Below are 25,146 nucleotides of genomic sequence, written 5' to 3'. Positions count from 1 at the left end.
GGGCGACCCGAGGGTCGCCCTTTTTGCTTGCCGGTCGCGCGATCAGCGTGCGTTGCGCAGCGCCTCGATGCGGTCTTCCAGCGGCGGGTGGCTCATCAGCAGGCCGGCCAGGCCGTGCTTCAGGCCGCCGTTGATGCCGAAGGCGGTCAGGCTGTCGGGCATCTGCACCGGCACGCCCTGTTCGGCGCGCAGGCGCTGCAGCGCGGCGATCATCGCGCTGGTGCCGGCCAGGTGGGCGCCGGCGGCGTCGGCGCGGTATTCGCGACGGCGCGAGAACCACATGACGATGATGCTGGCGAGGATGCCGAGCACCAGTTCGGCGAAGATGGTCGCGACGAAGTAGCCGATGCCCTGGCCTTCCTCGTTCTTCAGGATGACCTTGTCGACGAAGTTGCCGAAGATCCGCGCGAAGAACATGACGAAGGTGTTCACCACGCCCTGGATCAGCGCCAGGGTGACCATGTCACCGTTGGCCACGTGGCCGATCTCGTGGGCCAGCACGGCCTTCACTTCTTCGGGCGAGAAGCGTTCCAGCAGGCCCTGGCTGACGGCCACCAGGGCGTCGTTGCGGTTCCAGCCGGTGGCGAAGGCGTTGGCCTCGTAGGCCGGGAAGATGCCCACTTCCGGCATCTTGATGCCGGCCTCGCGGGACAGTTCCTCTACGGTCTGCAGCAGCCACTGTTCATGGCGGGTGCGCGGCTGGCTGATGATTTCGGTGCCGGTGCTCATCTTCGCCATCCACTTGGAGATGAACAGCGAGACCAGCGAGCCGGCGAAACCGAACACGGCGCAGAAGACCAGCAGGCTGCCGTAATTCTGGCCGGTGAATCGGTCCACCCCGAGCAGCTTCAGGGTGATGCTGGCGATCACCAGGACTGCCAGGTTGGTGGCCAGGAACAACAGGATGCGCATCATGGCGAAAAGCTTCTCCTCGAGGCTTGAGACACGGAAAACCGCCGACGCGGGCGGTTTTTCGAATGCTGTAGGACGTGACTGTCCGGGATTGGTGACAAGTATGCCGGGTATATACGGTTGAGCCCGAGCCGATTCAACTCAGGTCTATTTCAAACTATGTCCCCTGGCGGCCCGCTTACCCTTCGAAGAGTAGCCGGGCCAGGCGCGCGGTGCGCTCGCCATGGCCTTCGGCGAGCGCCTGGCGCAGTTGCTGCGCCAGGCTTGCCTGCTGCCGACGCACGCTGGGTGGCAGCTCGGGCTCGTCGCCGACGGCGCGGGGAACGCCCCGGCTCAGGCGCAGGAAGCCCTTCTCGCTGAGCACCGCCTGGTCCAGCGCTTCGTGGCGGATGGCGCTGTCGTAACGCAGATAGCCTTCCTCTCCGAGCCACAGCAGCGCGCTCAGGCACGCCTGGTGGCGGGTGCTGGGCAGGCCGAACTCGTCGACATCCTCGCGGCCGATCAGGTCCTCGACGTAGAGGGCGATCTTGCGCGGGAATACCTGGTACAGCAGGAGCATCCCGGTGGCGGCGTCCTTGTAGAAGTCGTCGATCTGCAGGTCCATGGTCGCGTCCGTCGCCGGGAGTCGATTACTGGCGGTAGCCCTTGAGGAAGTTGCCGATGCGCCCGATGGCCTGTTCCAGGTCGTCGACGCGGGGCAGGGTGACCACGCGGAAGTGGTCCGGCCAGGGCCAGTTGAAGGCGGTGCCCTGGACGACCAGCAGTTTCTCCGAAAGCAGCAGGTCGAGCACGAACTTCTCGTCGTTGTGGATCGGGCAGACCTTCGGGTCGATACGCGGGAAGGCGTAGAGCGCGCCCATCGGCTTCACGCAGCTGACGCCGGGGATGTCGTTGAGCAGTTCCCAGGCGCGGTTGCGCTGCTCCAGCAGGCGGCCGCCGGGAAGTACCAGGTCGTTGATGCTCTGGTAGCCGCCCAGCGCGGTCTGGATCGCGTGCTGGCTGGGCACGTTGGCGCACAGGCGCATGTTGGCGAGGATATCCAGGCCCTCGATGTAGCTCTGCGCCTTGTGCTTGGGCCCGGAGATGGCGATCCAGCCGGAGCGGAAGCCGGCCACCCGGTAGGACTTGGACAGGCCGTTGAAGGTCAGGCAGAGCACGTCCGGGGCCAGCGAGGCGGTGGAGATGTGTACGGCCTCGTCGTAGAGGATCTTGTCGTAGATTTCGTCGGAGAAGATCACCAGGTTGTGCTGGCGCGCCAGTTCGACGATGTCCAGCAGCACTTCCTTCGAGTAGACGGCGCCGGTGGGGTTGTTCGGGTTGATCAGCACCAGCGCCTTGGTGTTGCTGGTGATCTTTGCCTTCATGTCGGCGATGTCGGGGAACCAGCCGGCCTGCTCGTCGCACAGGTAGTGCACCGGCTTGCCGCCGGCCAGCGACACCGAGGCGGTCCACAGCGGGTAGTCGGGCGCCGGGATCAGCACTTCGTCACCGTTGTTGAGCAGCGCCTGCAGGGCCATGACGATCAGCTCGGAAACGCCGTTGCCGAGGTAGATGTCCTCGATGCCGACGCCTTCCACCTGCTTCTGCTGGTAGTACTGCATCACCGCCTTGCGCGCGCTGAACAGGCCCTTGGAGTCGCTGTAGCCCTGGGCGGTCGGCAGGTTGCGGATGACGTCCTGGAGGATTTCGTCGGGGGCTTCGAAACCGAACGGCGCCGGGTTGCCGATGTTCAGCTTGAGGATGCGATGGCCTTCCTCTTCCAGGCGTTTGGCGTGCTTGAGCACCGGCCCGCGGATGTCGTAGCAGACGTTGGCGAGCTTGTTCGATTTGCTGACCTGCATGATGTGGCGTTCCCGAAATGAAGAGTCCCGCGTGCGGTGCCCGGCTTGGCAGGCTGTAACGCGGGTGACAGACTGGCGTCAATACAGGGTGCGGAATATCGCGCGACCGGGCTGTGAAACTGAAAAATCGCCTGGTTGAAAGAGATATGAGCGAAAACTTGCCCGTAAAAAGGCGTTTTTACCGCCATAACCCTCTTGCGCGGCAGATTCTGCATTGCCGATGACGTCACGCATCATACGTGCGGCCCGATTCCCGCGAAAGGGCGCGGTCGGGCTTTTTTCAAGCTTGCGAGGTACCGAGATGGAAAAGATCGAGAAGCCCCTGGAAACCTGGCGCGAGGAGCTCGACGAGCAGCAGTTCCATGTCTGCCGCCTGGGCGGCACCGAGCGCGCCTTCACCGGCGAGTACTACGCGACCAAGACGCCGGGCGTATACCACTGCGTGTGCTGCGGCGTGCCGCTGTTCGACTCGGACGCCAAGTACGACTCCGGCAGCGGCTGGCCCAGCTACTTCCAGCCGGTATCGAAGGAGGCCATCGCCGAACTGGAGGACTTCAGCCACGGCATGCACCGCATCGAGGTGCGCTGCGCGGCCTGCGAGGCGCATCTGGGGCACGTGTTCCCGGATGGCCCGCGTCCCACCGGGCTGCGCTACTGCATCAACTCGGCGTCGCTGAAGCTGGTGCCGCGCGGCTGAGCCCGCAGGACGGGAAGGCCCGCCGATCGCCGGCGGGCCTTTTTTATCGGTTGATAGATTGTGTGCAATCTAATTGCGCGCTATTTTGTTGTCACCCCACTTTCCCGGAGTCATTTCCCATGAGCGACGCACTGCTGGACATCCCTTGCACGACCATCAAGGGCGAACAGAAGACCCTGGCCGATTTCGGCGGCAAGGCCCTGCTGGTGGTGAACACCGCCAGCAAGTGCGGTTTCACCCCGCAGTACAAGGGGCTGGAGGAGCTCTGGGAGAAGTATCGCGACCAGGGCCTGGTGGTGCTGGGCTTCCCCTGCAACCAGTTCGGCAAGCAGGAACCGGGCGACGAGGGCGAAATCTCGCAGTTCTGCGAGCTGAACTTCGGCGTCAGCTTCCCGCTGTTCAAGAAGATCGACGTCAACGGCGCCGAGGCCCACCCGCTCTACGTGCAGCTGAAAAAGCGCGCGCCGGGGGTGCTGGGCAGCCAGGGCATCAAGTGGAACTTCACCAAGTTCCTGGTCAGCCGCGACGGTAAGCAGATCAAGCGCTTCGCCCCGCTGACCAAGCCGGAAGAGCTGTCCGCCGAGATCGAAGCGCTGCTGCGATGAGCGACGTCGCCAGCCAGCAGGCGCTGCTGCTGGACAACCAGCTGTGCTTCCGCCTCTACGCCGCCTCGCGGGCGATCATCCGTGGTTACCGGCCGATGCTCGACGAACTCGGCCTGACCTACCCGCAGTACCTGGTGATGCTGGTGCTGTGGGAGTGGCAGGGCAGGGCGCCCGAGCAGCCGACGGTGAAGGCGCTGGGCGAGCGGCTGATGCTCGATTCCGGGACCCTGACCCCGCTGCTCAAGCGCCTGGAACAGCTGGGCCTGGTGCTGCGCCGGCGCGCCAGCCACGACGAGCGCGAGGTGCACCTGGGCCTGAGCGAGGCGGGCGTCGCCCTGCGCGACCGGGTCGGGCCGCTGCGCGAGGCGCTGCTGTGCGCCAGCGGGCTGGACCTGGACGCCATGGGCGAGCTGCGCGAGGGGCTCGACGAGCTGCTCGGGCAACTGCTCGCGCTCGAAGGCTAGGCGTTCACCCGCGGCTGGCCCCAGCGCTCCAGCACGGCGGCCATCTCGTCGCGGTGGAAGGGCTTGGCCAGGTAGTCGTCCATGCCCGCCAGGCGGCAGCGCTCGCGCTCGTCGGGCAGGGCGTTGGCGGTCAGGGCGATCACCGGCAGGTCGCGCCAGCGCGGCTGGAGGCGGATGCGCCGGGTCGCCTCGTAGCCGTCCATCACCGGCATGTTGCAATCCATCAGCACCAGTTCGAAGTCTTCCCGCTCCAGCGCGGCGAGGGCTTCCTCGCCATTGGCTGCCACGCTCACCTGGCAGCCGAGCTTCTGCAGCAGGCCACGGGCGACCAACTGGTTGACCGGGTTGTCCTCCACCAGCAGGACCCGCGCGGCGAACTGCCCGCGCCCAGTGCCCGGTTGTAGCCGCGGGGCCTGCGCGGGCGGGTGCTTGAGCGCCTGTTGCAGCGCCTGGTAGAGGCCGGCGCGGCCGAGCGGGCGGGCCAGTTGGCGCAAGGGCGCCAGGCGCTGCGCCACCTCGGTGTCGAGGAAGCTGCCGTAGGCGGTGACCAGCAGCACCGGGCGTTCCTTGAACAGCTGGCGCAGGCCGAGCACGCAGTCCGGGCAGTCGGAAACCAGCACTTCCAGCTCGACGCCGGCCAGGCTGGCGTCGATGTCCAGCCGACGGTATTCCAGGCCCCATTGTGGCAGCCAGGTTTGCAGCAGTTCGGCCAGGCCGCTGCCGGCGGCGCATTGCACCAGTACGCGGCCGCTCAGCGGCGCCTGCGCGATGGCCGGGGTGAGCGCCGGCAGCGGCAGGGTGGCGCTGAATTCGCTGCCCAGGCCGGGCTGCGAGGTGACGCTCAGTTCGCCGTCCATGGCCTCGCACAGCTTGCGGGTCAGCGCCAGGCCCAGGCCGGTGCCGCCGAACTGCCGGGTGATGCCGGCGTCGGCCTGGGTGAAGGGCTGGAAGATGCGCTGCAGGGCGTCCGGGGCGATGCCGATGCCGGTGTCGCGGACGCTGATGCGCACGCCGCCGGGCCAGGGTTCGACGCGCAGGTCGACGCGGCCCAGGCGGGTGAACTTGAGGGCGTTGGACAGCAGGTTGCTGACCACCTGGCGCACCCGCGTCGGGTCGCCCTGCAGCTGTGCCGGCAGCTCCGGGCTGATCAGGCAGGTCAGTTCCACCGCCGGGGCGGCGTTCTGCGAGAGCAGGCTGGCGGTGTCCTCGACCAGGGTGGCGAGGTCGAAGGGGATGCGTTCCAGTTCGAGCTGGCCGGATTCGAACTTGGACAGGTCGAGCACGTCGTTGAGCAGGTCAACCAGCACCTTGCCGGAGTCGTGGGCGATGGACAGCTGCTGGCGCTGCTCGGGGTTCAGCGGGCCGTCCAGGGCCAGGCCGAGCATGCCCAGCAGGCCGTTGAGCGGGGTGCGGATCTCGTGGCTCATGTTGGCCAGGAAGTTGGAGCGGGCCTGGGCCATGTCCAGCGCGGTCTGGCGGGCGCGCTCCAGCTCCTGGTTGGACAGGGTCAGGCGCGCGTTGGCCGCCTTGAGCTCGGCAGTGCGCGCCGCGACTATGTTCTCCAGCTCGGCCAGGTAGCGGGTCAGGCGGTCCTCGGCTTCGCGGCGTTGCTCCATTTCCACGGCGATGTGGCTGAGCTGGCGGTTGGTCACCTCCACCAGTACGCCGATCTCGTCGCGCTCGTGGCCGTGGGGGCAGGGCAGGCGCAGGCGCGTCGAGGAGCGCGGATCGTGGCGGGCGAGGACCTGGATCAGGCTGACCAGTGGCTTGGTCAGCAGGCCGTAGAACAGCACCAGCAGGATCAGCGACAGCAGCAGGCTGCGGACGAAGCCGGAGATCAGGGTCATGCCGGCGCGGCGCAGGAAGTCGTTGCCGAAGACGAAGGTGTCGATCTCCAGGCGCAACACGCCGAGCGATTCGCGCGGCTGGTGCTCGATGAACAGTGGTTCCTCGTAGACCCGCATGTGGCCGAAGAGGAAGTCGCTGAGCGGGCGCAGGCTGCTTTCCGCGGCCGGGCGCGCGGCGCTGGCCAGGGCGACGTCGGCGCTGTCGATGATTTCCGCGCGGATCACCGCCGGCGAGCGCAGCAGGCCCACCACCAGCTCCTGGGCCAGTTCGGCGTCGATGTTGTAGGCGATGCGCGCCGCCGGGTTGTGGCTGACGTCCAGCAGGGCGCGCACTTCGCGGTTGATGGAGGCGTCCTGGCTGGCATAATCGGCGCCCACCTGGATGAGGCTGAGCAGGGTGCCGAGGATGAAGGCGACCAGCACCGTGAGGCTGGCCTGCTTGAACGAGAGGCGATGGGTGAGCGCAATATCCATGAGGTGCGGTACTTCGCCTCGAAGGGGCTTTCCTGGCGCCTAGCATAGCCCAAGCCGATGAGCTGTCGGCAGGGGGCGTGCCATCTGTGTGATATGACTGGAAAACTGCGTGCGCAGGCTGAATATTCCTGGGCCGGTACCGAGGATGGAGAGTGCGGTGGATTCCCGACTGAATGATTTCCTGGCCCGCGCCGAAAGCGTGCTGGCCCGCCTGGAGCCGTTGCTGCCGGCCGTGCGTTCGCCCATCGACTGGCAGCGCTGCCTGGCCGCGCGCTGGCACCGTGACGGTCGCAGCGGCTACCTGCAGGCGCTGCAGGTGAGCCTCGACCTGCGCCTGGACGATCTGCTCGGGGTGGACAAGCAGCGCGAGCAGCTGGCTCGCAACACCCGTCAGTTCGTCGCCAGCCAACCGGCCAACCACGCCTTGCTGTGGGGCGCGCGCGGTACCGGCAAGTCGTCGCTGGTGCGTGCGCTGCTGGCCGAGCTGGCTGGCGCCGGGTTGCGCCTGATCGAGATCGAGCGCGACCACCTGGCCGACCTGCCGCGCGTGGTGGAGCAGCTGCAGGGCTTGCCGCAGCGCTTCGTGCTGTTCTGCGACGACCTTTCGTTCGACGCCGGCGAGGGCGACTACCGGGTGCTCAAGAGCGTGCTTGACGGCTCGCTGGAGCAGGCCCCGGACAACGTGCTGCTGTACGCCACCTCCAACCGCCGCCACCTGGTCTCGGAGAAGCAGAGCGACAACGACAACTGGAAGACGGTCGATGGCGAGCTGCATCCCAGCGAGGCGGTGGAGGACAAGATCGCCCTGTCCGACCGCTTTGGCCTGTGGCTGTCCTTCTACCCCTTCACCCAGGAGCACTTCCTCGACGTGGTGCGGCACTGGGTACAGGTGCTGGCCGGCAAGTCCGGCCTGGCGTACGCCTGGGACGAGGCGCTGGAGAGGGAAGCCATCCGCTGGGCCCTTGGGCGCGGCAACCGCAACGGCCGTTGCGCCTATCAATTCGCCCGCTACTGGGTGGGCCGACAATTGCTCGAAGGAAAACAACCATGATCGATCTGCAACAAACCGGCGCCGGGCTGGATGGCTACGCGCTGCTGGCGGCGCAGGCCGAAGCGCTGTTCGCCGACGAACGCGACTTCATCGCCAACGCCTCGCAGTTTTCCGCTTTCCTGTTCCATGAGCTGGGCGACCTGAACTGGGCCGGCTTCTACCTGAACAAGAATGAGGAGCTGGTGCTCGGCCCGTTCCAGGGCAAGGTCGCCTGTGTGCGGATTCCGTTCAGCAAGGGCGTCTGCGGCGCCGCCGCGCGTACCCGCGAGACCCAGCGGGTGGAAGATGTGCACGCCTTCCCCGGGCACATCGCCTGCGACAGCGCTTCCAACAGCGAGCTGGTGGTGCCGCTGCTCAAGGACGGCCGGCTGATCGGCGTGCTCGATCTCGACAGCCCGAGCGTCGGCCGCTTCAGCGCCGAGGACCAGGCCGGCATCGAGCGCCTGGCGGCGATCTTCCTGCGCCTGAGCGATTGCTGATGGTGTGATCGCTGCGTGGACGCGGGCCATGCCCGCGATCGCGGGCGGCGCGCTCCTACAGGCGGACTGCATGAAAAAACGCCGTTTCCCCGGCCGGGGAAGCGGCGTTTTCGTTTGGGTGGCTGGGCTCAGGCCGGGGTTTGGGCGATGCGCGCGCGAATCTTGTCGATGATCCGTCCTTCGCCTTCGAGGATGCCCAGCAGGGCAGGGCGTTGCAGCACCCGCTCGAAGTGCGCGGCCAGGCGCGGCCAGCGCTGTGCGTCCAGGCCCTCGCCGCCGTGGCGCATGTTCACCAGTTGGCTGGCGACGGCGATGTCGGCCAGGCTGAAACTGTCGTCGACGAAATAGTCCACGCCGGCCAGGCAACCTTCCAGGTAGTCGAAGTGCTGCGGCAGTTTCTCCAGCATCGCGCCTTTCACCGCAGCCTCGTCGCACAGCTTGCCCATCAGCGGTTTCAGCAGGCGGTTGCGGAACACGGTGAAGGTGGCCAGAGGGGCCACTTCATAGTCGGCGTACTTTTCCAGCCAGTTGACCCGTGCGCGGGACAGCGCGCCCTGTCCGCAGAGGGGGGCGAGCCCGGGGTCGCGTTCTTCCAGGTAGTGGCAGATGACGCTGGAGTCGGCCAGGGCGATGTCACCGTCGCGCAGCGCCGGAATGCGTCGCAGCGGGTTGAGCTCGGCATACCAGTCCGGCTGGTTGAACGGGTCGACGTTCTCCAGTTGGTAGTCCAGGCCTTTCTCGCCGAGGAACAGGCGGACCTTGCGGACGAAGGGGGAAAGCGCGGCACCGTAGAGGGTCAGGCTCATGCGGGTCTCCTCAGTCGTAGAGATTCTTCTTCTTCCAGATGTCGTCGGTTTCCAGGGCGCTCAGACCGTCGGTCAGCTCGGTGTGCTCCTCCGGGGAGGGCGCGCTGGTTTCCAGCACCAGGGCGTTGGCGCGGTTGAGCTGTTGCTCCATCTGTTGCAGCTGCGCCTGGTAGCGCCCCAGGTCCGGTTGCTTCTGCAGGTACTGCACGCCGCGCTCGAAGGCCAGTCGGGCCTGGCGCGCCTGCCCCTGCTGCAGGGCCTGCTGGCCGATGTTGGTGAAGAACTCTATATGTAGCTGGGTGAGCAGGTGGCGGATTTCCTTCAGCCAGCGCTGGGCGTCGTTGCGCGGCAGCTCGCCGTCCTGGGCGAAGCGGGTGATCTGCGCGTGCAGGCCTTCGAAGAGGAAACGCACTTCCTTGGCCTTGGCTTCGGTGAGGATCAGTTGCGGGGCGTTGCGTACCGGGATGGCGCTGCCCTGGCCGACCAGTTGCCGGAGTTCGGCGACGCGCTCGGCGACCTGGGGCGTCTTCTCCAGTTTCAGCAGGCGCTCGCCCAGGCCCAGCTCGAAGCGGCTGAGCAGCAGCTTGAGGTCGGCGGAGATGAACTGGCCCGGCAGGCTTTCGGCGATGGCGCCGCAGCGGCGGAAGCGATCCTGCAGGTCGGCCTTCTCCCGGGCCTTCTCCAACTTGCGGTTTTCCAGCTGCTGGTTGATGAAGACGATGGCTATCAGGATTACGATGCCGGCGACGACCAGGGCGGTGATGACGAGTGGCGACACCTTGGAAACTCCCTGAAGGATTTTTCCCGAGTGTAATGGCTTGCTGACACTGCTCATAGCGGGGGCGTAAATTTTGACCAGAAGTCTTTGATTTAAAAAATATTTTCCAGAAGGGTTGACGCCCCTCCAAAGGCTCCCTAGAATGCGCGCCACTTCGACGCGAAAGCTGAAAGGCGGCGCGAAGAAGCGGTAAGAACGTTGTAAGTTCCGAGCCACGTCCCCTTCGTCTAGTGGCCTAGGACACCGCCCTTTCACGGCGGTAACAGGGGTTCGAGTCCCCTAGGGGACGCCATTGCGGGAATAGCTCAGTTGGTAGAGCACGACCTTGCCAAGGTCGGGGTCGCGAGTTCGAGTCTCGTTTCCCGCTCCAAATTCTCGTTCATCGCCCAGGCGGTGAGCGAAAGATGAAATGGCGTTATCCTCCGGCGCAAGCCAGAGGTTGCAAGAAAGTTGATGCGGGAATAGCTCAGTTGGTAGAGCACGACCTTGCCAAGGTCGGGGTCGCGAGTTCGAGTCTCGTTTCCCGCTCCAATTCGGCCCACCTCGGTGGGCCACGGGAAGAAGGTTGCCGCAGGGCAGCCTTCTTTCGTTTCAGCGTTTCGTTTGCCTTCGGCGCCAGTCGAAGGGGGCAAAAGAGTCGATGCGGGAATAGCTCAGTTGGTAGAGCACGACCTTGCCAAGGTCGGGGTCGCGAGTTCGAGTCTCGTTTCCCGCTCCAATCCGGTTCACCACGGTGGACCCCAGAAAAAAGGCTGCCTCAGGGCAGCCTTTTTTCGTTTCCGGGGAACACTCCCCGCTCAGTGCGCGCCCCTGCCGCAGACGTAGTCGGCCGAGATGGCCTGCCGGGTCTCCCGCTCCAGCGCCTGGCGCAGGCTCGGCATGGTCGGCTGCGCGAGGTCGTCCAGGCGCCAGCTGCCGCCGCTTTTCTGCAGGCGTAGCTGCACGGTCCGCCGCCACTCCTGGTTGACGAAGGTGACGCTGGCCCTGGCGCGTCCCGGACCTTCGGCGCTGACATCCAGGGTTTCGAGCCTGAGGTCGTGCTGCTGGCAGGCGCACAGCGGGTCCACCTGCAGCAGCCCCGGCTCGCCGTGCAACGCCACGCGGTTGTCGGCAATCGCCTTGCGCAGCGCATCGCTCAGCCAGGCGCCGGCGCGCGCTTCGTGCAGGCGCGGAGGTTTGCCGTTCAGGCGGTAGCCGCGATACAGCTGGCGGACGAAGCCTTCCACCGACGCCTTTATTGCCGCGCTATCGCTCGGGCCAGCCGTGGCCAGATCGGTAAGCAGCAGCAGCGCCAGGGCGACGACAGGTCGCCACGGTTTTCCGGTGGGGGCGGGTGTCGCCGGGCGGCTGCGCTGCATGGGAGGTCCTTGCGGAAGCGGCGGAAGGTACCTGGGCGAGGCTCGCAGGCCGCTGCCCGAAGGGGAATGAGGGGGTGCCGCCAGCGGCTGTGGGACGCTTCCGCGCTCGGGCTGCGGCTGCCTGGAGGGGCGTTTTCAGGGCGCGTGGAGCGGCGATTCGGATTGTCCCTATAGGTCGCGGTGGGGGCCCTTTGCTGTCATGGCCGGGCTTCCGCAAGGGCGCCGCGCAAGGCGGCGAGCGGGGCGACAGCGTGCCTGGTGCAAGCCTGGGCACGGGTTCTAGCCGTATTTCTGTGGATTATTCGATCATGCAAAACGAGTTCGTGGGGCAACTTGTCGAGGAAGTTTCCCGTCGCTTCGCCATGAGTGCGGATGCTTCGGGCAAGTTGCTCGGTATTCTCGGCCACCTGATCTTCGATGAGGGCCAGGGCGGTGTGCTCGGCTTCGTGCAGCGCCTGCACGATAAGGGCCTGGGCGGCCTGGTGCAGGGCTGGCTCAGCGGCGACAGCCGCCAGGAACTGGACGGCGCCCAGGTCGAGCGTGTGCTGGGCTCCGGCACGCTGGACGCCATCGGACGGGTACTCGATCTGCCGGCCGGCAAGCCCGCCGCGGCCATCGGCAGCCTGCTGCCGAAACTGTTCGCCGGCTTCAACGCGAACGGCAGCCTGATCGACGCCGCACCGGCCGGCCTGCTGGGCACGATGGCCGGTGTCAGCGCGCTGCTGCCGACCCTGCGCGGCGCGTCGGCGCCGGTCGTTGCCGCCCGCAAGTCCGGGGCCAGGCGCTGGTGGTGGTTGCTGCTGCTGTTGTTGCTGGTGGCGGCTTCGCTGCTGCTGCGCCAGTGCATCGGCAATCATCAGCCTGCCGAGGTGGTGGCGGCCCCGCCGGTCAAGAACGAAGCGCCGGCGGAGGTGGCCAAGGAGCTGCCGCGGCTGATGCTCGACAACCGTGCCGGCAAGGTCGTCATCAATGGCCAGCTCGCCAGCATCGACGAGCGTGCCCGCCTGCTGGAGGGCCTGAAGGCCGCCTACGGCGCCGAGAACATCAGCGGTGACGTCAGCGTGAAGGGTGGCACCTCGCCAGCCGCCTGGCTCGACGGCCTGCTCGCGTTGCTGCCGCAGCTCAAGGTCGACGGCCTCAAGCTGGGTTTCAACGGCGAGCGCATCCGCGTGGACAGCACCGCGCTGACCGATTCGCAGCGCATCGACATCTCGGAAAAGCTCCGCGCCAGCTTCGGTGGCTTCGAGTTCCTCGGGCTGTGGAACCGCGCCCTGGCCGCCCTGGCCGAGCTCAAGCCGGGTTTTACCGGGGGCCAGCTGGTGGGCGCGCTGAACCAGCTGGGGATCACCTTCGACACTAACTCCAACAGCATCAGCCGCGACAGCGACGAGGTGCTGGCGCAGGCCGCCGAGGCGATCCGCCATGCGCCGGCCGGTACCCGCGTGGAAGTGGGCGGGCACACCGACGACAGCGGCGACGAGCGGACCAACCAGCAGGTCTCCCAGGCGCGCGCCGACGCGGTGGTGGCACGCCTGCAGGAGCTGGGCGTGGACCCCGCGCAACTGCTCGCCAAGGGCTACGGGCGCAGCCGTCCGGTCGCCGACAACGCCACCGAGGAAGGCAAGGCGCGCAATCGGCGCATCGAGTTCACCGTGCTGCAGTGAGCCGTAGTGGGCGGGGTATGACATACCCCGCTCACGCTTTCGGGCAATTGTCCGCGTGCCCGGGCGGGGCGAGGGTAAGGAACCATTCAGACGGGAGTGCGGCTCCATGCAGGCGCTGTTGCAGTCGATCAATGCGTTCTTCGCTTTCCTCGGCCCGGTGGCCGACTTCTTCTGGGCCTTTCCGACCCAGTTCGCGTTCTACAACGGTATTCCGCTGCTCGGGCAGATTTCCTTCGCGGTGTTGCTGCTGGTGGGCGTGGGTATCTACTTCACTTTGCGCACCGGCTTCATCCAGGGCGCGAGCCCGCGGCGCATCGTCGGGCTGATGCTGCGCCAGCAGGAGCGCCGCGGCGGGGTCAGCGCGCTGACCGCGTTCATGCTCGGCCTGGCCATGCGCGCCGGGCCCGGCAACATCGTCGGTATCACCGGGGCCATCGCCGTGGGCGGGCCGGGGGCGCTGTTCTGGATGTGGGTGGCGGCGTTCTTCGGCATGGCCACGGCCTTCGTCGAGTCGGTGCTGGCGCAGCTGTTCAAGGAGCAGAAGGGCACCGAGTTCGTCGGCGGCCTGCCGTTCTACGGCCGTCGCGTGCTCGGCGACCGCCGCTGGATCGGCATCCTGCTGTCGCTGGCGTTCATCACCTACGCGCTGTTCAACGTGCCGCCGCAGACCTTCAACGTGTTCACCGCCATCGGCACCATCGCCGACACCCTGAACGGCGCGCCGGCGCCGCGGCAGTCGCCGCTGTACTACGGCATCGCCGTGTGCCTGGTGGCTGCCTGCGCCTTCATCTGCTTCGGCGGCATCCGCCGGGTGGCGGCCTACGCCGACGTGCTGGTGCCGCTCAAGGCGGCGCTGTTCTGCGGCCTGTCGCTGCTGATCATCCTGATCAACCTGCCGCTGGTTCCGTATTTCTTCCACGAGGTGCTGGTCGGCGCCTTCGCGCCCCACGCGCTGTTCGGCGGGGCGATGGGCACGGCGCTGGCCCAGGGGGTCAAGCGCGGGCTGATGTCCAACGAGGCAGGGCAGGGCACCATCACCATGGCCGCCGCCGTGGCCGATAACCGCCACCCCTGCGAGCAGGGCTTCGTGCAGAGCCTGGGGGTGTTCTTCGACACCATGGTGATCTGCACCCTGACCGGTTTCATCGTGGTCATGGCGCACCTGTGGACCGGCGCCACCGACGGCGCCGCCTGGGATTCGCTGCGCGCCTCGAAGATCAACCTCTACCTGGGCTCGGTGCACAGCCTGGTGCCGGCGGCGTTGGCCGACGCGGTGCGGGTGCTGATGTGCCTGTGCTACGGCCTGTTCGCCTTCACCACGCTGCTGGGCATGCTGTCGTTCGCCGAGATATCCGCCAACTTCATCTCCCGCTCGCCGCGCTTCATCTTCGCCGTGCGCGCGCTCGGCGCCCTGGTATTCGTGCCCTTCGGCACGCTCACCGTGCTCGCCGGGCTGGAGCTGGGCAACCTGTGGAGCCTGTCGGACCTGTCGAACATCGTGATGGTGCTGCTCAACGTGCCGATCCTGTTGCTGGGCGGGCCCTGGGTGTACAAGGCGCTGGCGCACTACCGCGCCACCGGCGGCGCGCCCTTCGTGTCCGCCGACATCGGCCTGCGCACGTCGCACTGGGTGCGGCAGCCGGGTTCCGAGGCGCAAGCGGAAGACCGGACGCGCCGCGCGCTGCAGCCTTCCTGAGGCGTCTCAGGCGTTGGCCGTGGCCAGCAGCCACTGGCGGAACAGCAGCACCTCCGGGCTCGGCGGCTTGCCGCCGCGCGGCAGCAGGAGGTAGTGCGCCTGGTCGATCGGCAGCTCGCCGGGGAAGGCCGCCACCAGGCGCCCACTGTCCAGGTACGGCTGGGCCAGGCTGCGCAGCACCAGGGCGAAGCCGGAACCGGCACTGGCCAGTTCCAGGGCGGTGAGCGAAGTGTCCACCTGGATGCCCTTGCCGGCGCGGAAGTCGCTGTGCCCGGCGGCGCGGAACCAGCGGCTCCAGAGGTCCTCGCAGCCCATGATGTGGATCGGGTTGTCCTGGGCCAGGCGCGCCAGGGCTTCCGGCGAGGCGGCGCGGTCCAGCCACTGCGGGCTGCACAGCGGGATGGAGCCTTCCTTGCGGATTCGTTCGACATCGAAGCCCTCCCACTGGCCGTCGCCGAAGCGGATGTCGATGGCGTTCTGGTCGGCGCCCAGGGCGTCGGCCCAGATGTCGGCGAGCAGGCGCACTTCGATGTGCGGCTGGGCGTCGAGGAAACCCTGCAGGCGCGGCGCCAGCCAGAGCACCGCGAAGGCGGCGGTGGAGCGCACGGTGAGGGCGCGGTCGCCGCGATTGCCGAACAGCCCGACGGTGGACATCGACAGGTCGTCGAAGGCCTTGCGCACCGACGGCAGGTAGGCCTTGCCCATGTCGGTGAGGCGCACGCCGCGCGCCAGGCGTTCGAACAGCTGGAACCCCAGGTAGTGCTCCAGGGCGCGGATCTGCTGGCTGATCGCCGCCGGGGTGAGGTGCAGTTCGTGGGCCGCTGCGGAGAAATTCAGGTGCCGGGCGGCGGCTTCGAATGCGCGCAGCCAGGGCAGGTGGGGGAGGTGGTAGCCCATGTTCAAGCCTTAAGTTTTTTCGCCCCAAAGGCGCGGTTTTTGTTGTTTGTATTGAAGGAAGGGTTACCGGAATCTTGACCACGCACAAGGGGGCGGCGAAAGGTCGCACTCCACAACCGGCTACGGAGCGTGGCAGATGGCGCTGTTGGGGGAGTTCGACTACATCATCGTCGGCAGTGGCTCGGCCGGTTCGGTTCTCGCCGACCGCCTCTCCGCCGACGGCCAGGCCAGCGTCCTGGTCCTGGAGGCCGGCGGCAGCGACCGGCGTTTCTGGATTCGCATGCCGATCGGCTACGGCCGCACCTTCTTCGACGAGCGGGTCAACTGGAAATACCAGACCGAACCCGACCGGGCCACCGCCTCGCGGCGCAGCTACTGGCCGCGCGGCAAGGTGATCGGCGGCTCCAGTTCGATCAACGCCATGGTCTACTGCCGCGGACTGCCGGTGGACTTCGACGGCTGGCGCGAGCGTGGCAACGCCGGCTGGGGCTGGGACGACGTGCAGCCGTACTTCCGCCGTTCCGAGCGCCGGGTGGACGCCGAGGGCCGCGCCGCGGCCGGCGGCCCGCTCTACGTGTCCGACGTCAGCGCCGAACTGCATCCGCTGCGCCAGCACTTCTTCGCCGCCGCCGAGGAAGCCGGGCTGCCCTACAGCGACGACTTCAACGGGCCGAACCCGGAAGGTGTCGGGGTCTACCAGATCAACACGCGCAACGGCGTACGCTGCTCGGCGGCCGACGCATTCCTGCGCCCGGCGCTGCAACGGCGCAACCTGCGCTTGCTGACCCACGCGCTGGTGCGCAAGGTGCAGTTCGAAGGACGCCGCGCGGTGGGCGTGGAGTTCGAGAAGGGCGGTCAGCTGCTCAGTGCCCGCGCCCGCCGCGAGGTGATCCTCAGCGCCGGCGCGGTGAATTCGCCGCAGTTGCTGCAACTCTCCGGCGTCGGCCCGGCGCGGCTGTTGGCCGACCTGGGCATCGCCCCGGTGCTGGAGCAGGAAATGGTCGGCGCGCAGCTGCAGGACCACCTCGGCATCAACTACTTCTACCGCTCCAACGAGCCGACTCTGAACGACCTGCTGCACCCGCTGCATGGCAAGCTCGCCGCCGGCCTGCGCTACGTGCTGACCCGGCGCGGCCCGCTGAGCGTGAGCGTCAACCAGTCCGGCGGTTTCGTGCGCGCGTGCGCGGACAGCGCCGCGCCGGACATGCAGCTGTATTTCAACCCGGTGACCTATTCCACCGCGCCCGAGGGCAAGCGGCCGCTGATGAACCCGGACCCGTTCTCCGGTTTCATCATCTCCTTCCAGCCATGCCGGCCGAGCAGCCGCGGGCGCATCGCCATCCAATCGGCCGACCCGCGCCAGCCGCCGCGCATCGAGCCCAACTACCTGGCTACCGCCGAGGACCTTGCCGCGGTGGTCGCCGGCGGCCGCCTGATCCAGCGTCTGATGCGCACCCGGGCCCTGCGCGCGTTGGTGCGCGAGGCGATCGCCCCGGACCTGGACGGCATGGACGACGCGCAGATCCTCGACGACTTCCGCCTGCGCTGCGGCTCGGTGTTCCACCCGGTCGGCACCTGCGCCATGGGGCCCGACTCGCGCCACGCGGTGGTCGATCCACGGCTACGGGTGCACGGCCTGCAGGGGCTGCGGGTGGTGGATGCGTCGATCTTCCCGAGCATCACCTCGGGCAACACCAACGCGCCGACCATCATGGTCGCGCAGAAGGCCGCGGACATGATCCTGGCGGACCACCAAGCAAAGGTAGGGGCATGATGCGCATCAAGCGACTGGAGACGTTCTGCAACGGGTTCGTCGGTTTCGTCCGGGTGACCAGCGACAGCGGCGCGGTGGGCTGGGGGCAGCTGTCCACCTACCACGCGGACATCACCGCGGAAATCTTCCACCGCCAGGTGGCGCCCTGGGCGCTGGGCGCCGACGCCCTGGACATCGAGGCGCTGGTGAGGCTGATCCCCGAGCGCGAGCACAAGTTTCCCGGCAGCTACCTGTGCCGCGCCATCGCCGGCCTGGACACCGCCCTCTGGGACCTGCGCGGCAAGCTGGAAGGCAAGCCGGTGGTCGAGCTGCTCGGTGGCCAGTCCGGCTGGTTGCGCGCCTACGCCTCGTCGATGCGCCGCGACATCACCCCGCAGGGCGAGGCCTCGCGCCTGGCGCGGCTGCGCGACGAATTCGGCTTCGACGCCTTCAAGTTCCGCGTCGGCAGCGAATGCGGCCACGACCGCGACGAGTGGCCGGGGCGCACCGAGGAAATAGTGCCCTGTATGCGCCGCGCCCTGGGCGAGGACGTGGCGCTGCTGGTGGACGGCAACTCCTGCTATTCGCCGGCGCGGGCCATCGAGGTCGGGCGCATGCTGGAGCAGCACGGCGTCGAGCACTTCGAGGAACCCTGCCCGTACTGGGAGCTGGAGCAGACCCGCGAGGTCACCCGCGCGCTGGATCTCGACGTCACCGGCGGCGAGCAGGACTGCGACCTGGGCACCTGGAAGCGGATGATCGAGATGCGCGCGGTGGACGTGGTGCAACCCGACCTGCTCTACCTCGGCGGCATCTGCCGTTCGCTGCGCGTCGCGCGCATGGCCGCCGACGCCGGCCTGCCGTGCACCCCGCACAGCGCCAACCTGTCGCTGGTGACGCTGTTCACTATGCACTTCCTCAAGGCCCTGCCCAACGCCGGCAAGTACCTGGAATTCTCCATCGAGGGACCGGACTACTACCCCTGGCAGGACGGCCTGTTCGTGGAGTCGCCGTACCGCATCGAGGACGGTCGCCTGTGGGTTTCCGACGCGCCCGGCTGGGGCGTGGAGATCGCCCCGCAGTGGCTGGAGAAGTCGCGCTACCAGGTCAGCGAGGTGCCGGCATGAGCGAGCTGACCCAACGCCTGGTCGAGGAATACTTCGCCAGCGGCACCCTGGCCGGGCTACCGTCGCGGCACTTCATCGACGGCGCCTGGCGCGCCTCGGTCAATGGCAGCGAACTGGAAACCTTCGACCCCGGCCTTGGCCAGCCCTTCGCCCGGGTCGCCGCCGCCGACGCCGAGGATGTCGAACTCGCCGTGCGCGCCGCCGACGCGGCCATGCGTGGCGAATGGCGGCGCAGCCTGCCGGCCGAGCGCGGGCGCATCCTGCTGCGCGCCGCCGAGGGCATCCGCGCCAACGCCGAGCGCCTGGCGGTGATCGAGACCCTGGACAACGGCAAGGCCCTGGCCGAGGCCCAGGCCGACGTGCGCAGCGCCGCGCGGCTGTTCGAGTACTACGCCGGGGCGGCCGACAAGCTGCAGGGCGAGAGCATCCCGCTGGGGCCGGACTACGTGTCCTACACCTGCCTGGAGCCGGTCGGGGTGACCGCCCACGTGGTGCCCTGGAACTACCCGATCTCCACCGCCGCGCGCAGCCTGGCGCCGGCCCTGGCGGCTGGCTGCACGGCGGTGCTCAAGGCCGCCGAGCAGACCCCGCTGAGCGCCTTGCTGCTGGCCGAGATCCTGCACCGTGCGGGCCTGCCGGCGGGGGTGTGCAACGTGCTCAACGGCACCGGCGCGGAGGCTGGCGCGCCACTGGTAGCGCACCCGAAGGTGCGCCACGTGACCTTCACCGGCTCGGTGGCCACCGGCTGCCGGGTGATGCAGGCGGCGGCGCGCAACGTTACCAGCGTGACCCTGGAGCTGGGCGGCAAGTCGCCGGCCGTGGTGCTCGCCGACTGCGACTTCGAGGCCACCCTGGAAGACGTGCTCTGGGCCATCTATTCCAACGCCGGGCAGATCTGCTCGGCCGGTTCGCGGCTGGTGATCGAGCGCTCGATCCATGCGCGCTTCGTCGAGCGCCTGGCCGAACGCGCCGGGCAGTTGCGCCTGGGCCACGGCCTGCGCAATCCGCAGGTGGGCGCGATCACCTCGATGGAGCAGTTGCTGAAGATCCACGCCTTCGTCGACGACGCCAACGCCCGTGGCTGTCGCGTGCTGGCCGGCGGATCGGTGGTCGGCGATCCGCACGGCGGCGCCGGCTGGTTCTTCCAGCCGACCCTGGTGGACGACCTGGCGCCGGACGACCGCCTGGTGCAGGAGGAAATCTTCGGCCCGGTGCTGGCGGTGCAGGTCGCCGACTCGCCCGAGCAGGCCCTGGAACTGGCCAACGCCACGCCCTTCGGGCTGGCCGCGGGCCTCTATACCCAGGATGTGCGCAAGGCCTTAGGCTTGGCCCGCGATCTGGTCGCCGGCCAGGTCTACATCAACGAATACTTCGCCGGCGGGGTGGAAACCCCCTTCGGCGGCAACCGACTCTCCGGCTTCGGCCGGGAAAAGGGACTGGAGGGACTGCGCGCCTACTGCAGCGTCAAGGCGGTGACCGCGCGCCTCTGAGCGGCGAGGGAGAGCACCAGCGTACCGGCGCGCGGCGAGGCTGCGCGCCGCTGTTCTGAGACACCACCTGATAAGACTTCCAATAACGGGGAACCTCATGAGCAAAGACATCGACAAGCTCCTGGAGCAACTGCGCCAGGGTCGCATCGACCGCCGCGGATTCATGTTCGGCATGCTCGCCGTCGGCGCTTCCGCCGCCCTGGCCGGCAGCTACGCCGGCCGCGTCCTCGCCGCCGACGGCACGCCGCTGGCGGCGCCCAAGCGCGGCGGGCACTTCAAGCTGGGCATCGCCAGCGGCTCGACCACCGACTCCTTCGATCCCGGCACCTACGGCGACAACTACATGCAGTCGGTCGGCCACTCGGTGCACAACTTCCTCACCGAGGTGAGCAACAGCGGCGAGCTGGTCGGTGAGCTGGCCGAGAGCTGGGAACCCTCGCCGGACGCGCGGGTGTGGACCTTCAAGCTGCGCCAGGGCGTGACCTTCCACAACGGCAAGAGCCTGGAAGCCGCCGACGTGGTGGCCTCGCTCAACCACCATCGCGGGCCTGACTCGAAGTCCGCCGCCAGCAGCATCCTGGCCCCCATCGCGGACATCCGCGCCGACGGCAAGGACACCGTGGTCGTCACCCTCAACGGCGGCAACGCCGACTTCCCCTACCTGGTCTCCGACTACCACCTGCCGGTGATGCCCTCGCAGGATGGCAAGGTCGACGCGACCTCCGGCGTCGGCTGCGGCGCCTACATCCGCGAGAGCTTCGACCCGGGAGTGAAGACCGTGGTCAAGCGCAACCCGAACTATTGGAAGCGCGACCGCGGCTGGTTCGACTCGGTGGAGTTCCTGGTCATCGCCGACGTCGGCGCGCGCACCAACGCGCTGAACACCGGCGAGATTCATGCCATGAACGGCTGCGACCTGAAGACCCTGCACCTGCTCAAGCGCAACCCCCGGCTGGAGATTTCCTCGATCAAGGGCGGCCAGCACTACAGCCTGCCGATGGACACCCGCGCCGAGCTGTTCCGCGACAACAACGTGCGCCTGGCGCTGAAGCACGCGGTGGACCGCAAGGCCCTGCTGCAGACCATTTTGCGTGGCCACGGCGAGGTGGCCAACGACCACCCGATCAGCCCCGGCTACCGCTTCTTCGCCGCCGACCTGCCGCAGCGCGAGTACGACCCGGACAAGGCCCGCTTCTACCTCAAGCAGGCCGGCCTGAGCAGCCTCAAGGTCGATCTCAGCGCCGCCGACGCCGCCTTCGCCGGCGCGGTGGACACCGCCGTGCTGGTCAGGGAGCACGCGGCCAAGGCCGGTATCGAGGTCAACGTGGTGCGCGAGCCCAACGACGGCTACTGGAAGAACGTATGGATGAAGAAGCCTTGGTGCATGGACTACTGGGGCGGCAAGCCCACCGAGGACTGGGCCTTCTCCCTGGTCTACGGCAAGGGCGCCAGCTGGAACGAGACCTTCTGGGACAACCCGCGCTTCAACCAGCTGCTGCTCGGCGCGCGCTCGGAACTGGACGAGGCCAAGCGCAGGCAGATGTACGGCGAGATGCAGGGCCTGCTGCGCGACGAAGGCGGCGCGCTGATCCCGCTGTTCGCCAACTACGTCGACGGTATCTCCACCCAGATCGGCCACGACAAGCTGGGCAACAACTGGGACCTGGACGGCCTGCGCGCCGCCGAACGCTGGTGGTTCGCCTGACGTCGCCGCGGAGGTAGCTCGCGATGCAACAGACCCTGACCAAGATGCTCCTGCAACGCCTGGCCCTCGGCGGCCTGAGCCTGCTGGCGGTGTCGCTGATCATCCTCCTGGGCGTGTCCTTCCTGCCGGGGGACATCGCCACCGAGATCCTCGGCCAGTCGGCCACGCCCCAGGCGGTGGCGGCTCTGCGCGAGTCCCTGGGGCTCGATCAGCCGCTCTACCTGCGTTACTTCCACTGGTTGGCGGCGCTGCTGCATGGCGATTTCGGCCAGTCCCTGGCCAACGGCCGGGCGATCGCCGAGCTGCTCTCCGTGCGCCTGCCGAACACCCTCTGGCTGGCGGCGCTGGCCGCCGTGGTGGCGGTGCCGCTGGCGCTGGGCCTGGGCTTCCTGGCGGCGATCTGGCGCAACGGGGTGTTCGACCGCTGCATCAACGTGCTGACCCTGAGCTTCATTTCCTTCCCGGAGTTCTTCCTCGCCTACCTGCTGATCCTGGCGTTCTCGGTGAAGGCCGGCTGGCTGCCCAGCCTGGCCAGCGTCGACCCCGCGCAGCCGCTGTCCGAGCGGCTGTTGCAGATGGCCCTGCCGGCGCTGACCCTGACCCTGGTGGTGGTGGCGCACATGATGCGCATGACCCGCGCCGCGCTGATCAACCTGCTGGCCAGCCCCTACATCGAGATGGCCCGGCTCAAGGGCGTTCCGCGCTGGCGGGTGATCCTGCGCCACGCGCTGCCCAACGCCTGGGCGCCGATCATCAACGTGGTGGTGATCAACCTGGCCTACCTGGTGGTGGGCGTGGTGGTGGTCGAGGCGGTGTTCGTCTACCCGGGCATGGGCCAGTTGATGGTCGACTCGGTGAAGAAACGCGACCTGCCGGTGGTGCAGGCCTGCAGCCTGGTGTTCGCCGCCACCTACATCCTGCTCAACCTCACCGCCGACCTGCTGTCGGTGCTCAGCAACCCGCGCCTGAGGCACCCACGATGAGCGATTCGAGCCTGACCCTGGAAGCCTCGCGCACTCTGCCCGCGCGGCGCCGCTCCGGCCTCTGCCGGCGTCTCTGGCACGGCCTGCGCAAGGCGCCCTGGAGCGCCCGCTTCGGCCTGCTGGTGATAGTGGCGTTCGGCCTGGCGGCGCTCTTCGCGCCCTGGCTCGCGCCCTACGGCGAATCGCAGATCGTCGGCAGCGAGTTCGAGCCCTGGGGCGCCAGCTTCCTGCTGGGCACCGACAACCTCGGCCGCGACATGCTCACGCGCTTGCTCTACGGCGGCCGCAACACCCTCGGCATCGTGCTGCTGGCAACCTGCCTGGCGTTCGTCCTGGGCGGCGTCGCCGGCCTGCTCGCGGCGGTGCGCGGCGGCTGGACCGACCAGCTGCTGTCGCGCCTGGTGGATGTGCTGATGGCCATCCCGCAGCTGATCTTCGCGCTCCTGCTGCTGACTTTCTTCGGCACCAGCATCCCCATGCTGATCGCCATCATCGCCGTGCTCGACTCCACCCGGGTGTTCCGCCTGACCCGCGCGGTGGCCAGCGGCGTGGTGGCCCTGGACTTCGTCGAGGCGGCGCGCCTGCGCGGCGAAGGCACGGCCTGGATCATGTTCCGTGAGGTGCTGCCGAACATCCTGCCGCCGCTGGTGGCCGAGTTCGGCCTGCGCTTCTGCTTCACCTTCCTGTTCATCAGCGCGCTGAGCTTCCTCGGCCTGGGCATCCAGCCGCCCACCGCCGACTGGGGCTCGATGGTGCGCGACAACGCCACGCTGATTACCTACGGCGACGCCACCCCGCTGCTGCCGGCGGCAGCTATCGCCTTGCTGACCATCGGGGTGAACTTCGTGGTGGACTGGTTCCTGCACCTGACGAGTGGACTGCGCGATGAGCATTGAACGAGAACAGCGAGACGCGGCGCCGCTGCTGCGCATCCGTGGGCTGCGCATCGAGGCGCAGGGCGACGAGGGCTGGCAGGAGATCGTCAAGGGCATCGACCTGGACCTGCATCGCGGCGAAGTCCTCGGGCTGATCGGCGAGTCCGGCGCCGGCAAGTCGACCCTGGGCCTGGCGGCCATGGGCTACGAGCGCCCGGGTTGCCGGATCAGCGCCGGCAGCGTGGCGTTCGACGGCCAGGACCTGGCGCGCCTGCCCGAGGCGCGCAAGCGCCACCTCTGGGGCTCGCGCCTGGCTTATGTCGCGCAGTCGGCGGCGGCGTCCTTCAACCCGGCGCAGCGCCTGCTCGACCAGTACGTCGAGGGGCCGCGCCTGCACCGCGTGGCGAGCGTCGAACAGGCGCGCCGGGACGCCGTGCAGATGTACGGACGCATGCGCCTGCCGGAGCCGGAAAGCATCGGCCTGCGCTACCCGCACCAGGTTTCCGGCGGCCAGCTGCAGCGGGCCATGACCGCCATGGCGATGGCCTGCCGGCCGGACCTGATCGTCTTCGACGAACCGACCACGGCGCTGGACGTGACCACCCAGCTGGAAGTGCTGGCGACCATCCGCGAGCTGGTGCGCCAGTTCGGCACCGCGGCCATCTACATCACCCACGACCTGGCGGTGGTGGCGCAGATGGCCGACCGCATCCTGGTGCTGCGCCATGGCCAGGCGGTGGAGGAGGCGCCGACCCGGCGCATGCTCGCCGCGCCGCAGCAGGAGTACACCCGCACCCTGTGGTCGGTACGTTCGCTGCGCCACGAGCCGCGCGCGCCGTCGAGCGAGACGCCGGTGGTGAGCCTGGCCGGGGTCGACGCCGGCTACGGGCCGCTCAAGGTGCTGCAGGGCATCGACCTGGTGGTGCCGCGCGGCAGCACGGTGGCGGTGGTCGGCGAGTCCGGTTCGGGCAAGTCGACCCTGGCCCGCGTGCTCACCGGCCTGCTGCCGGCCAGCCGGGGCGAGCTGCGCTTCCAGGGCGAGCGCCTGGCGCCGGACTATCGCCAGCGCAGCCGCGAGACCCTGCGCCACATCCAGATGGTCTACCAGATGCCGGACACCGCGCTGAACCCGCGCCAGCGGGTGCGCGAGATCCTCGGCCGGGCCCTCGGTTTCTACCTGGGGCTGAGGGGCGAGGCGCGCGACGCGCGGCTGTGCGAGCTGCTGGAGCAGATCGAGCTGCCCCCGGCGCAGTACCTGGACCGCCTGCCCGGTGAGCTGTCCGGCGGGCAGAAGCAGCGCATCTGCATCGCCCGCGCGCTGGCCGCCGAGCCGCGGCTGATCATCTGCGACGAGGTGACTTCGGCCCTCGACCAGGTGGTGGCCAAGGGCATCCTGCAATTGCTGGAGCGCCTGCAGCGCGACATGGGCCTGGCTTACCTGTTCATCACCCACGACCTGGCCACGGTGCGCAGCGTGGCCGATCAGGTAGTGGTGATGCACCAGGGGCGCATCGTCGAGCAGGGTCCGCGCGATGCGGTGTTCGCGCCGCCACACCACGAATACACGGCGCGCTTGCTGGCCTCGGTGCCGGAGATGGACCCGGACTGGCTGGATCGCCAGCTGGCCGGGCGCGACGTGGGGTA

Annotated in this window: 22 protein-coding genes, 4 tRNA genes and 1 pseudogene; 18 read left to right on the top strand and 9 right to left on the bottom strand. The window is 68.2% G+C overall.

The annotated features are described in order from the left end of the window. Positions 1 to 42 precede the first annotated feature (42 nt). The 4 genes from htpX to P3W75_RS25815 form a co-directional block, all read right to left on the bottom strand. On the bottom strand, positions 43 to 915 hold the full coding sequence (gene htpX / locus P3W75_RS25830) for a protease HtpX (RefSeq protein WP_276230161.1): 873 nt from the start codon (positions 913 to 915) through the stop codon (positions 43 to 45). Positions 916 to 1,090: 175 nt separating this feature from the next. After that, on the bottom strand, positions 1,091 to 1,516 hold the full coding sequence (locus tag P3W75_RS25825; protein WP_276230160.1) for a hypothetical protein: 426 nt from the start codon (positions 1,514 to 1,516) through the stop codon (positions 1,091 to 1,093). A 25-nt stretch (positions 1,517 to 1,541) separates the two neighbouring features. Further along, entirely contained in the window at positions 1,542 to 2,753 is a 1,212-nt protein-coding gene (locus tag P3W75_RS25820) for a pyridoxal phosphate-dependent aminotransferase (protein WP_276230159.1), read from the bottom strand. A gap of 78 nt (positions 2,754 to 2,831) precedes the next feature. Then, positions 2,832 to 2,990 carry a hypothetical protein gene (locus P3W75_RS25815; RefSeq protein ID WP_276230158.1) on the bottom strand — a complete coding sequence of 53 codons (159 nt, stop codon included), beginning with the start codon at positions 2,988 to 2,990 and terminating at the stop codon, positions 2,832 to 2,834. A 64-nt stretch (positions 2,991 to 3,054) separates the two neighbouring features. On the opposite strand from P3W75_RS25815, the gene msrB reads away from it, so the two are divergent. The 3 genes from msrB to P3W75_RS25800 all read left to right on the top strand — a co-directional run bounded on the left by msrB (position 3,055) and on the right by P3W75_RS25800 (position 4,519). Beyond that, positions 3,055 to 3,450 (top strand): peptide-methionine (R)-S-oxide reductase MsrB, encoded by a 396-nt coding sequence (gene msrB, locus P3W75_RS25810; protein WP_276230157.1) that lies wholly within the window; start codon positions 3,055 to 3,057, stop codon positions 3,448 to 3,450. A 119-nt stretch (positions 3,451 to 3,569) separates the two neighbouring features. Beyond that, positions 3,570 to 4,055 (top strand): glutathione peroxidase, encoded by a 486-nt coding sequence (locus P3W75_RS25805; protein WP_276230156.1) that lies wholly within the window; start codon positions 3,570 to 3,572, stop codon positions 4,053 to 4,055. Then, positions 4,052 to 4,519, top strand: a complete 468-nt coding sequence (locus tag P3W75_RS25800; RefSeq protein ID WP_276230155.1) for a MarR family winged helix-turn-helix transcriptional regulator — start codon at positions 4,052 to 4,054, stop codon at positions 4,517 to 4,519. The genes P3W75_RS25805 and P3W75_RS25800 overlap by 4 nt, the downstream gene beginning before the upstream one ends. Here P3W75_RS25800 and P3W75_RS25795 read toward each other — a convergent pair. Further along, positions 4,516 to 6,886 (bottom strand): annotated as a pseudogene (locus tag P3W75_RS25795) (ATP-binding protein). The gene P3W75_RS25800 and the pseudogene P3W75_RS25795 overlap by 4 nt on opposite strands. A 111-nt stretch (positions 6,887 to 6,997) precedes the next feature. Here P3W75_RS25795 and P3W75_RS25790 point away from each other — a divergent pair. Further along, positions 6,998 to 7,891 (top strand): ATP-binding protein, encoded by an 894-nt coding sequence (locus P3W75_RS25790; protein ID WP_276230153.1) that lies wholly within the window; start codon positions 6,998 to 7,000, stop codon positions 7,889 to 7,891. Then, complete coding sequence (locus P3W75_RS25785) at positions 7,888 to 8,370, top strand: GAF domain-containing protein (protein WP_276230152.1); 483 nt, start codon at positions 7,888 to 7,890, stop codon at positions 8,368 to 8,370. The genes P3W75_RS25790 and P3W75_RS25785 overlap by 4 nt, the downstream gene beginning before the upstream one ends. 128 nt (positions 8,371 to 8,498) lie before the next feature. Here the strand turns inward: P3W75_RS25785 and P3W75_RS25780 are convergent, their stop codons facing one another. Together P3W75_RS25780 and P3W75_RS25775 are read right to left on the bottom strand one after the other, a co-directional pair. Beyond that, positions 8,499 to 9,176, bottom strand: a complete 678-nt coding sequence (locus P3W75_RS25780) for a glutathione S-transferase family protein (protein WP_276230151.1) — start codon at positions 9,174 to 9,176, stop codon at positions 8,499 to 8,501. 10 nt (positions 9,177 to 9,186) lie between these two features. Beyond that, a complete protein-coding gene (locus P3W75_RS25775) occupies positions 9,187 to 9,954 on the bottom strand; it encodes a hypothetical protein (RefSeq protein WP_276230150.1) in 768 nt (255 codons plus the stop codon). A gap of 216 nt (positions 9,955 to 10,170) precedes the next feature. Between P3W75_RS25775 and P3W75_RS25770 the strand changes: the two genes are divergently transcribed. The 4 genes from P3W75_RS25770 (at position 10,171) to P3W75_RS25755 (ending at position 10,672) form a co-directional block, all read left to right on the top strand. Continuing rightward, positions 10,171 to 10,246 (top strand) — tRNA-Glu (locus P3W75_RS25770). 2 nt (positions 10,247 to 10,248) lie between these two features. Then, positions 10,249 to 10,324 (top strand) — tRNA-Gly (locus tag P3W75_RS25765). Between the two features lie 85 nt (positions 10,325 to 10,409). Continuing rightward, positions 10,410 to 10,485, top strand: a tRNA-Gly gene (locus P3W75_RS25760). Positions 10,486 to 10,596: 111 nt separating this feature from the next. After that, a tRNA-Gly gene (locus P3W75_RS25755) sits at positions 10,597 to 10,672 on the top strand. 79 nt (positions 10,673 to 10,751) lie between these two features. On the opposite strand, the gene P3W75_RS25750 is transcribed toward P3W75_RS25755, so the two are convergent. Further along, complete coding sequence (locus P3W75_RS25750) at positions 10,752 to 11,312, bottom strand: DUF3828 domain-containing protein (protein ID WP_276230149.1); 561 nt, start codon at positions 11,310 to 11,312, stop codon at positions 10,752 to 10,754. Positions 11,313 to 11,620: 308 nt separating this feature from the next. On the opposite strand from P3W75_RS25750, the gene P3W75_RS25745 reads away from it, so the two are divergent. Both P3W75_RS25745 and P3W75_RS25740 read left to right on the top strand, forming a co-directional pair. Beyond that, a complete protein-coding gene (locus P3W75_RS25745) occupies positions 11,621 to 12,976 on the top strand; it encodes an OmpA family protein (RefSeq protein ID WP_276230148.1) in 1,356 nt (451 codons plus the stop codon). Between the two features lie 106 nt (positions 12,977 to 13,082). Continuing rightward, positions 13,083 to 14,672, top strand: coding sequence for an alanine/glycine:cation symporter family protein (locus P3W75_RS25740; RefSeq protein ID WP_276230147.1), 1,590 nt, complete (start codon positions 13,083 to 13,085; stop codon positions 14,670 to 14,672). A gap of 6 nt (positions 14,673 to 14,678) precedes the next feature. Here P3W75_RS25740 and P3W75_RS25735 read toward each other — a convergent pair whose 3' ends face one another. Further along, a complete protein-coding gene (locus P3W75_RS25735) occupies positions 14,679 to 15,569 on the bottom strand; it encodes a LysR substrate-binding domain-containing protein (RefSeq protein ID WP_276230146.1) in 891 nt (296 codons plus the stop codon). 136 nt (positions 15,570 to 15,705) lie between these two features. On the opposite strand from P3W75_RS25735, the gene P3W75_RS25730 reads away from it, so the two are divergent. From P3W75_RS25730 to P3W75_RS25700, 7 genes are all read left to right on the top strand, one after another. Continuing rightward, the gene (locus P3W75_RS25730) at positions 15,706 to 17,343 is read left to right on the top strand and encodes a GMC family oxidoreductase (protein ID WP_276230145.1); all 1,638 of its coding nucleotides are present in this window, start codon (positions 15,706 to 15,708) and stop codon (positions 17,341 to 17,343) included. Continuing rightward, positions 17,340 to 18,449 carry a mandelate racemase/muconate lactonizing enzyme family protein gene (locus P3W75_RS25725; RefSeq protein WP_276230144.1) on the top strand — a complete coding sequence of 370 codons (1,110 nt, stop codon included), beginning with the start codon at positions 17,340 to 17,342 and terminating at the stop codon, positions 18,447 to 18,449. Before P3W75_RS25730 ends, P3W75_RS25725 begins: the two co-directional genes overlap by 4 nt. Further along, positions 18,446 to 19,939: an aldehyde dehydrogenase family protein gene (locus tag P3W75_RS25720; protein ID WP_276230143.1), complete on the top strand. Its 1,494-nt coding sequence runs from the start codon at positions 18,446 to 18,448 to the stop codon at positions 19,937 to 19,939. The genes P3W75_RS25725 and P3W75_RS25720 overlap by 4 nt, the downstream gene beginning before the upstream one ends. Positions 19,940 to 20,036: 97 nt before the next feature. Continuing rightward, positions 20,037 to 21,644, top strand: a complete 1,608-nt coding sequence (locus P3W75_RS25715) for an ABC transporter substrate-binding protein (protein ID WP_276230142.1) — start codon at positions 20,037 to 20,039, stop codon at positions 21,642 to 21,644. Positions 21,645 to 21,667: 23 nt separating this feature from the next. After that, positions 21,668 to 22,627: an ABC transporter permease gene (locus P3W75_RS25710; RefSeq protein ID WP_276230141.1), complete on the top strand. Its 960-nt coding sequence runs from the start codon at positions 21,668 to 21,670 to the stop codon at positions 22,625 to 22,627. Continuing rightward, positions 22,624 to 23,523 carry an ABC transporter permease gene (locus P3W75_RS25705; RefSeq protein WP_276230140.1) on the top strand — a complete coding sequence of 300 codons (900 nt, stop codon included), beginning with the start codon at positions 22,624 to 22,626 and terminating at the stop codon, positions 23,521 to 23,523. Before P3W75_RS25710 ends, P3W75_RS25705 begins: the two co-directional genes overlap by 4 nt. Then, on the top strand, positions 23,513 to 25,146 hold a 1,634-nt coding region (locus tag P3W75_RS25700), incomplete at its 3' end, for an ABC transporter ATP-binding protein (protein ID WP_276230139.1). The genes P3W75_RS25705 and P3W75_RS25700, both read left to right, overlap by 11 nt.

The organism is Pseudomonas citronellolis, assembly GCF_029335315.1.
GTDB lineage: Bacteria > Pseudomonadota > Gammaproteobacteria > Pseudomonadales > Pseudomonadaceae > Pseudomonas > Pseudomonas citronellolis_A.
Note: the sequence above shows the minus strand (reverse complement) of the source record. Positions and strands in the feature narration are given on the sequence as shown.

What these genes read in the sequence shown, in the direction of transcription:
- P3W75_RS25735 (WP_276230146.1), bottom strand. Translation starts at nt 15,569, where the DNA reads ATGGGCTACCACCTCCCCCACCTGCCCTGGCTGCGCGCATTCGAAGCC.
- P3W75_RS25750 (WP_276230149.1), bottom strand. Translation starts at nt 11,312, where the DNA reads ATGCAGCGCAGCCGCCCGGCGACACCCGCCCCCACCGGAAAACCGTGG.
- P3W75_RS25725 (WP_276230144.1), top strand. Translation starts at nt 17,340, where the DNA reads ATGATGCGCATCAAGCGACTGGAGACGTTCTGCAACGGGTTCGTCGGT.
- P3W75_RS25705 (WP_276230140.1), top strand. Translation starts at nt 22,624, where the DNA reads ATGAGCGATTCGAGCCTGACCCTGGAAGCCTCGCGCACTCTGCCCGCG.
- P3W75_RS25720 (WP_276230143.1), top strand. Translation starts at nt 18,446, where the DNA reads ATGAGCGAGCTGACCCAACGCCTGGTCGAGGAATACTTCGCCAGCGGC.
- msrB (WP_276230157.1), top strand. Translation starts at nt 3,055, where the DNA reads ATGGAAAAGATCGAGAAGCCCCTGGAAACCTGGCGCGAGGAGCTCGAC.
- P3W75_RS25815 (WP_276230158.1), bottom strand. Translation starts at nt 2,990, where the DNA reads ATGATGCGTGACGTCATCGGCAATGCAGAATCTGCCGCGCAAGAGGGT.
- P3W75_RS25820 (WP_276230159.1), bottom strand. Translation starts at nt 2,753, where the DNA reads ATGCAGGTCAGCAAATCGAACAAGCTCGCCAACGTCTGCTACGACATC.
- P3W75_RS25745 (WP_276230148.1), top strand. Translation starts at nt 11,621, where the DNA reads ATGCAAAACGAGTTCGTGGGGCAACTTGTCGAGGAAGTTTCCCGTCGC.
- P3W75_RS25780 (WP_276230151.1), bottom strand. Translation starts at nt 9,176, where the DNA reads ATGAGCCTGACCCTCTACGGTGCCGCGCTTTCCCCCTTCGTCCGCAAG.
- P3W75_RS25825 (WP_276230160.1), bottom strand. Translation starts at nt 1,516, where the DNA reads ATGGACCTGCAGATCGACGACTTCTACAAGGACGCCGCCACCGGGATG.
- P3W75_RS25715 (WP_276230142.1), top strand. Translation starts at nt 20,037, where the DNA reads ATGAGCAAAGACATCGACAAGCTCCTGGAGCAACTGCGCCAGGGTCGC.
- P3W75_RS25805 (WP_276230156.1), top strand. Translation starts at nt 3,570, where the DNA reads ATGAGCGACGCACTGCTGGACATCCCTTGCACGACCATCAAGGGCGAA.
- P3W75_RS25730 (WP_276230145.1), top strand. Translation starts at nt 15,706, where the DNA reads ATGGCGCTGTTGGGGGAGTTCGACTACATCATCGTCGGCAGTGGCTCG.
- P3W75_RS25785 (WP_276230152.1), top strand. Translation starts at nt 7,888, where the DNA reads ATGATCGATCTGCAACAAACCGGCGCCGGGCTGGATGGCTACGCGCTG.
- P3W75_RS25710 (WP_276230141.1), top strand. Translation starts at nt 21,668, where the DNA reads ATGCAACAGACCCTGACCAAGATGCTCCTGCAACGCCTGGCCCTCGGC.
- P3W75_RS25740 (WP_276230147.1), top strand. Translation starts at nt 13,083, where the DNA reads ATGCAGGCGCTGTTGCAGTCGATCAATGCGTTCTTCGCTTTCCTCGGC.
- htpX (WP_276230161.1), bottom strand. Translation starts at nt 915, where the DNA reads ATGATGCGCATCCTGTTGTTCCTGGCCACCAACCTGGCAGTCCTGGTG.
- P3W75_RS25800 (WP_276230155.1), top strand. Translation starts at nt 4,052, where the DNA reads ATGAGCGACGTCGCCAGCCAGCAGGCGCTGCTGCTGGACAACCAGCTG.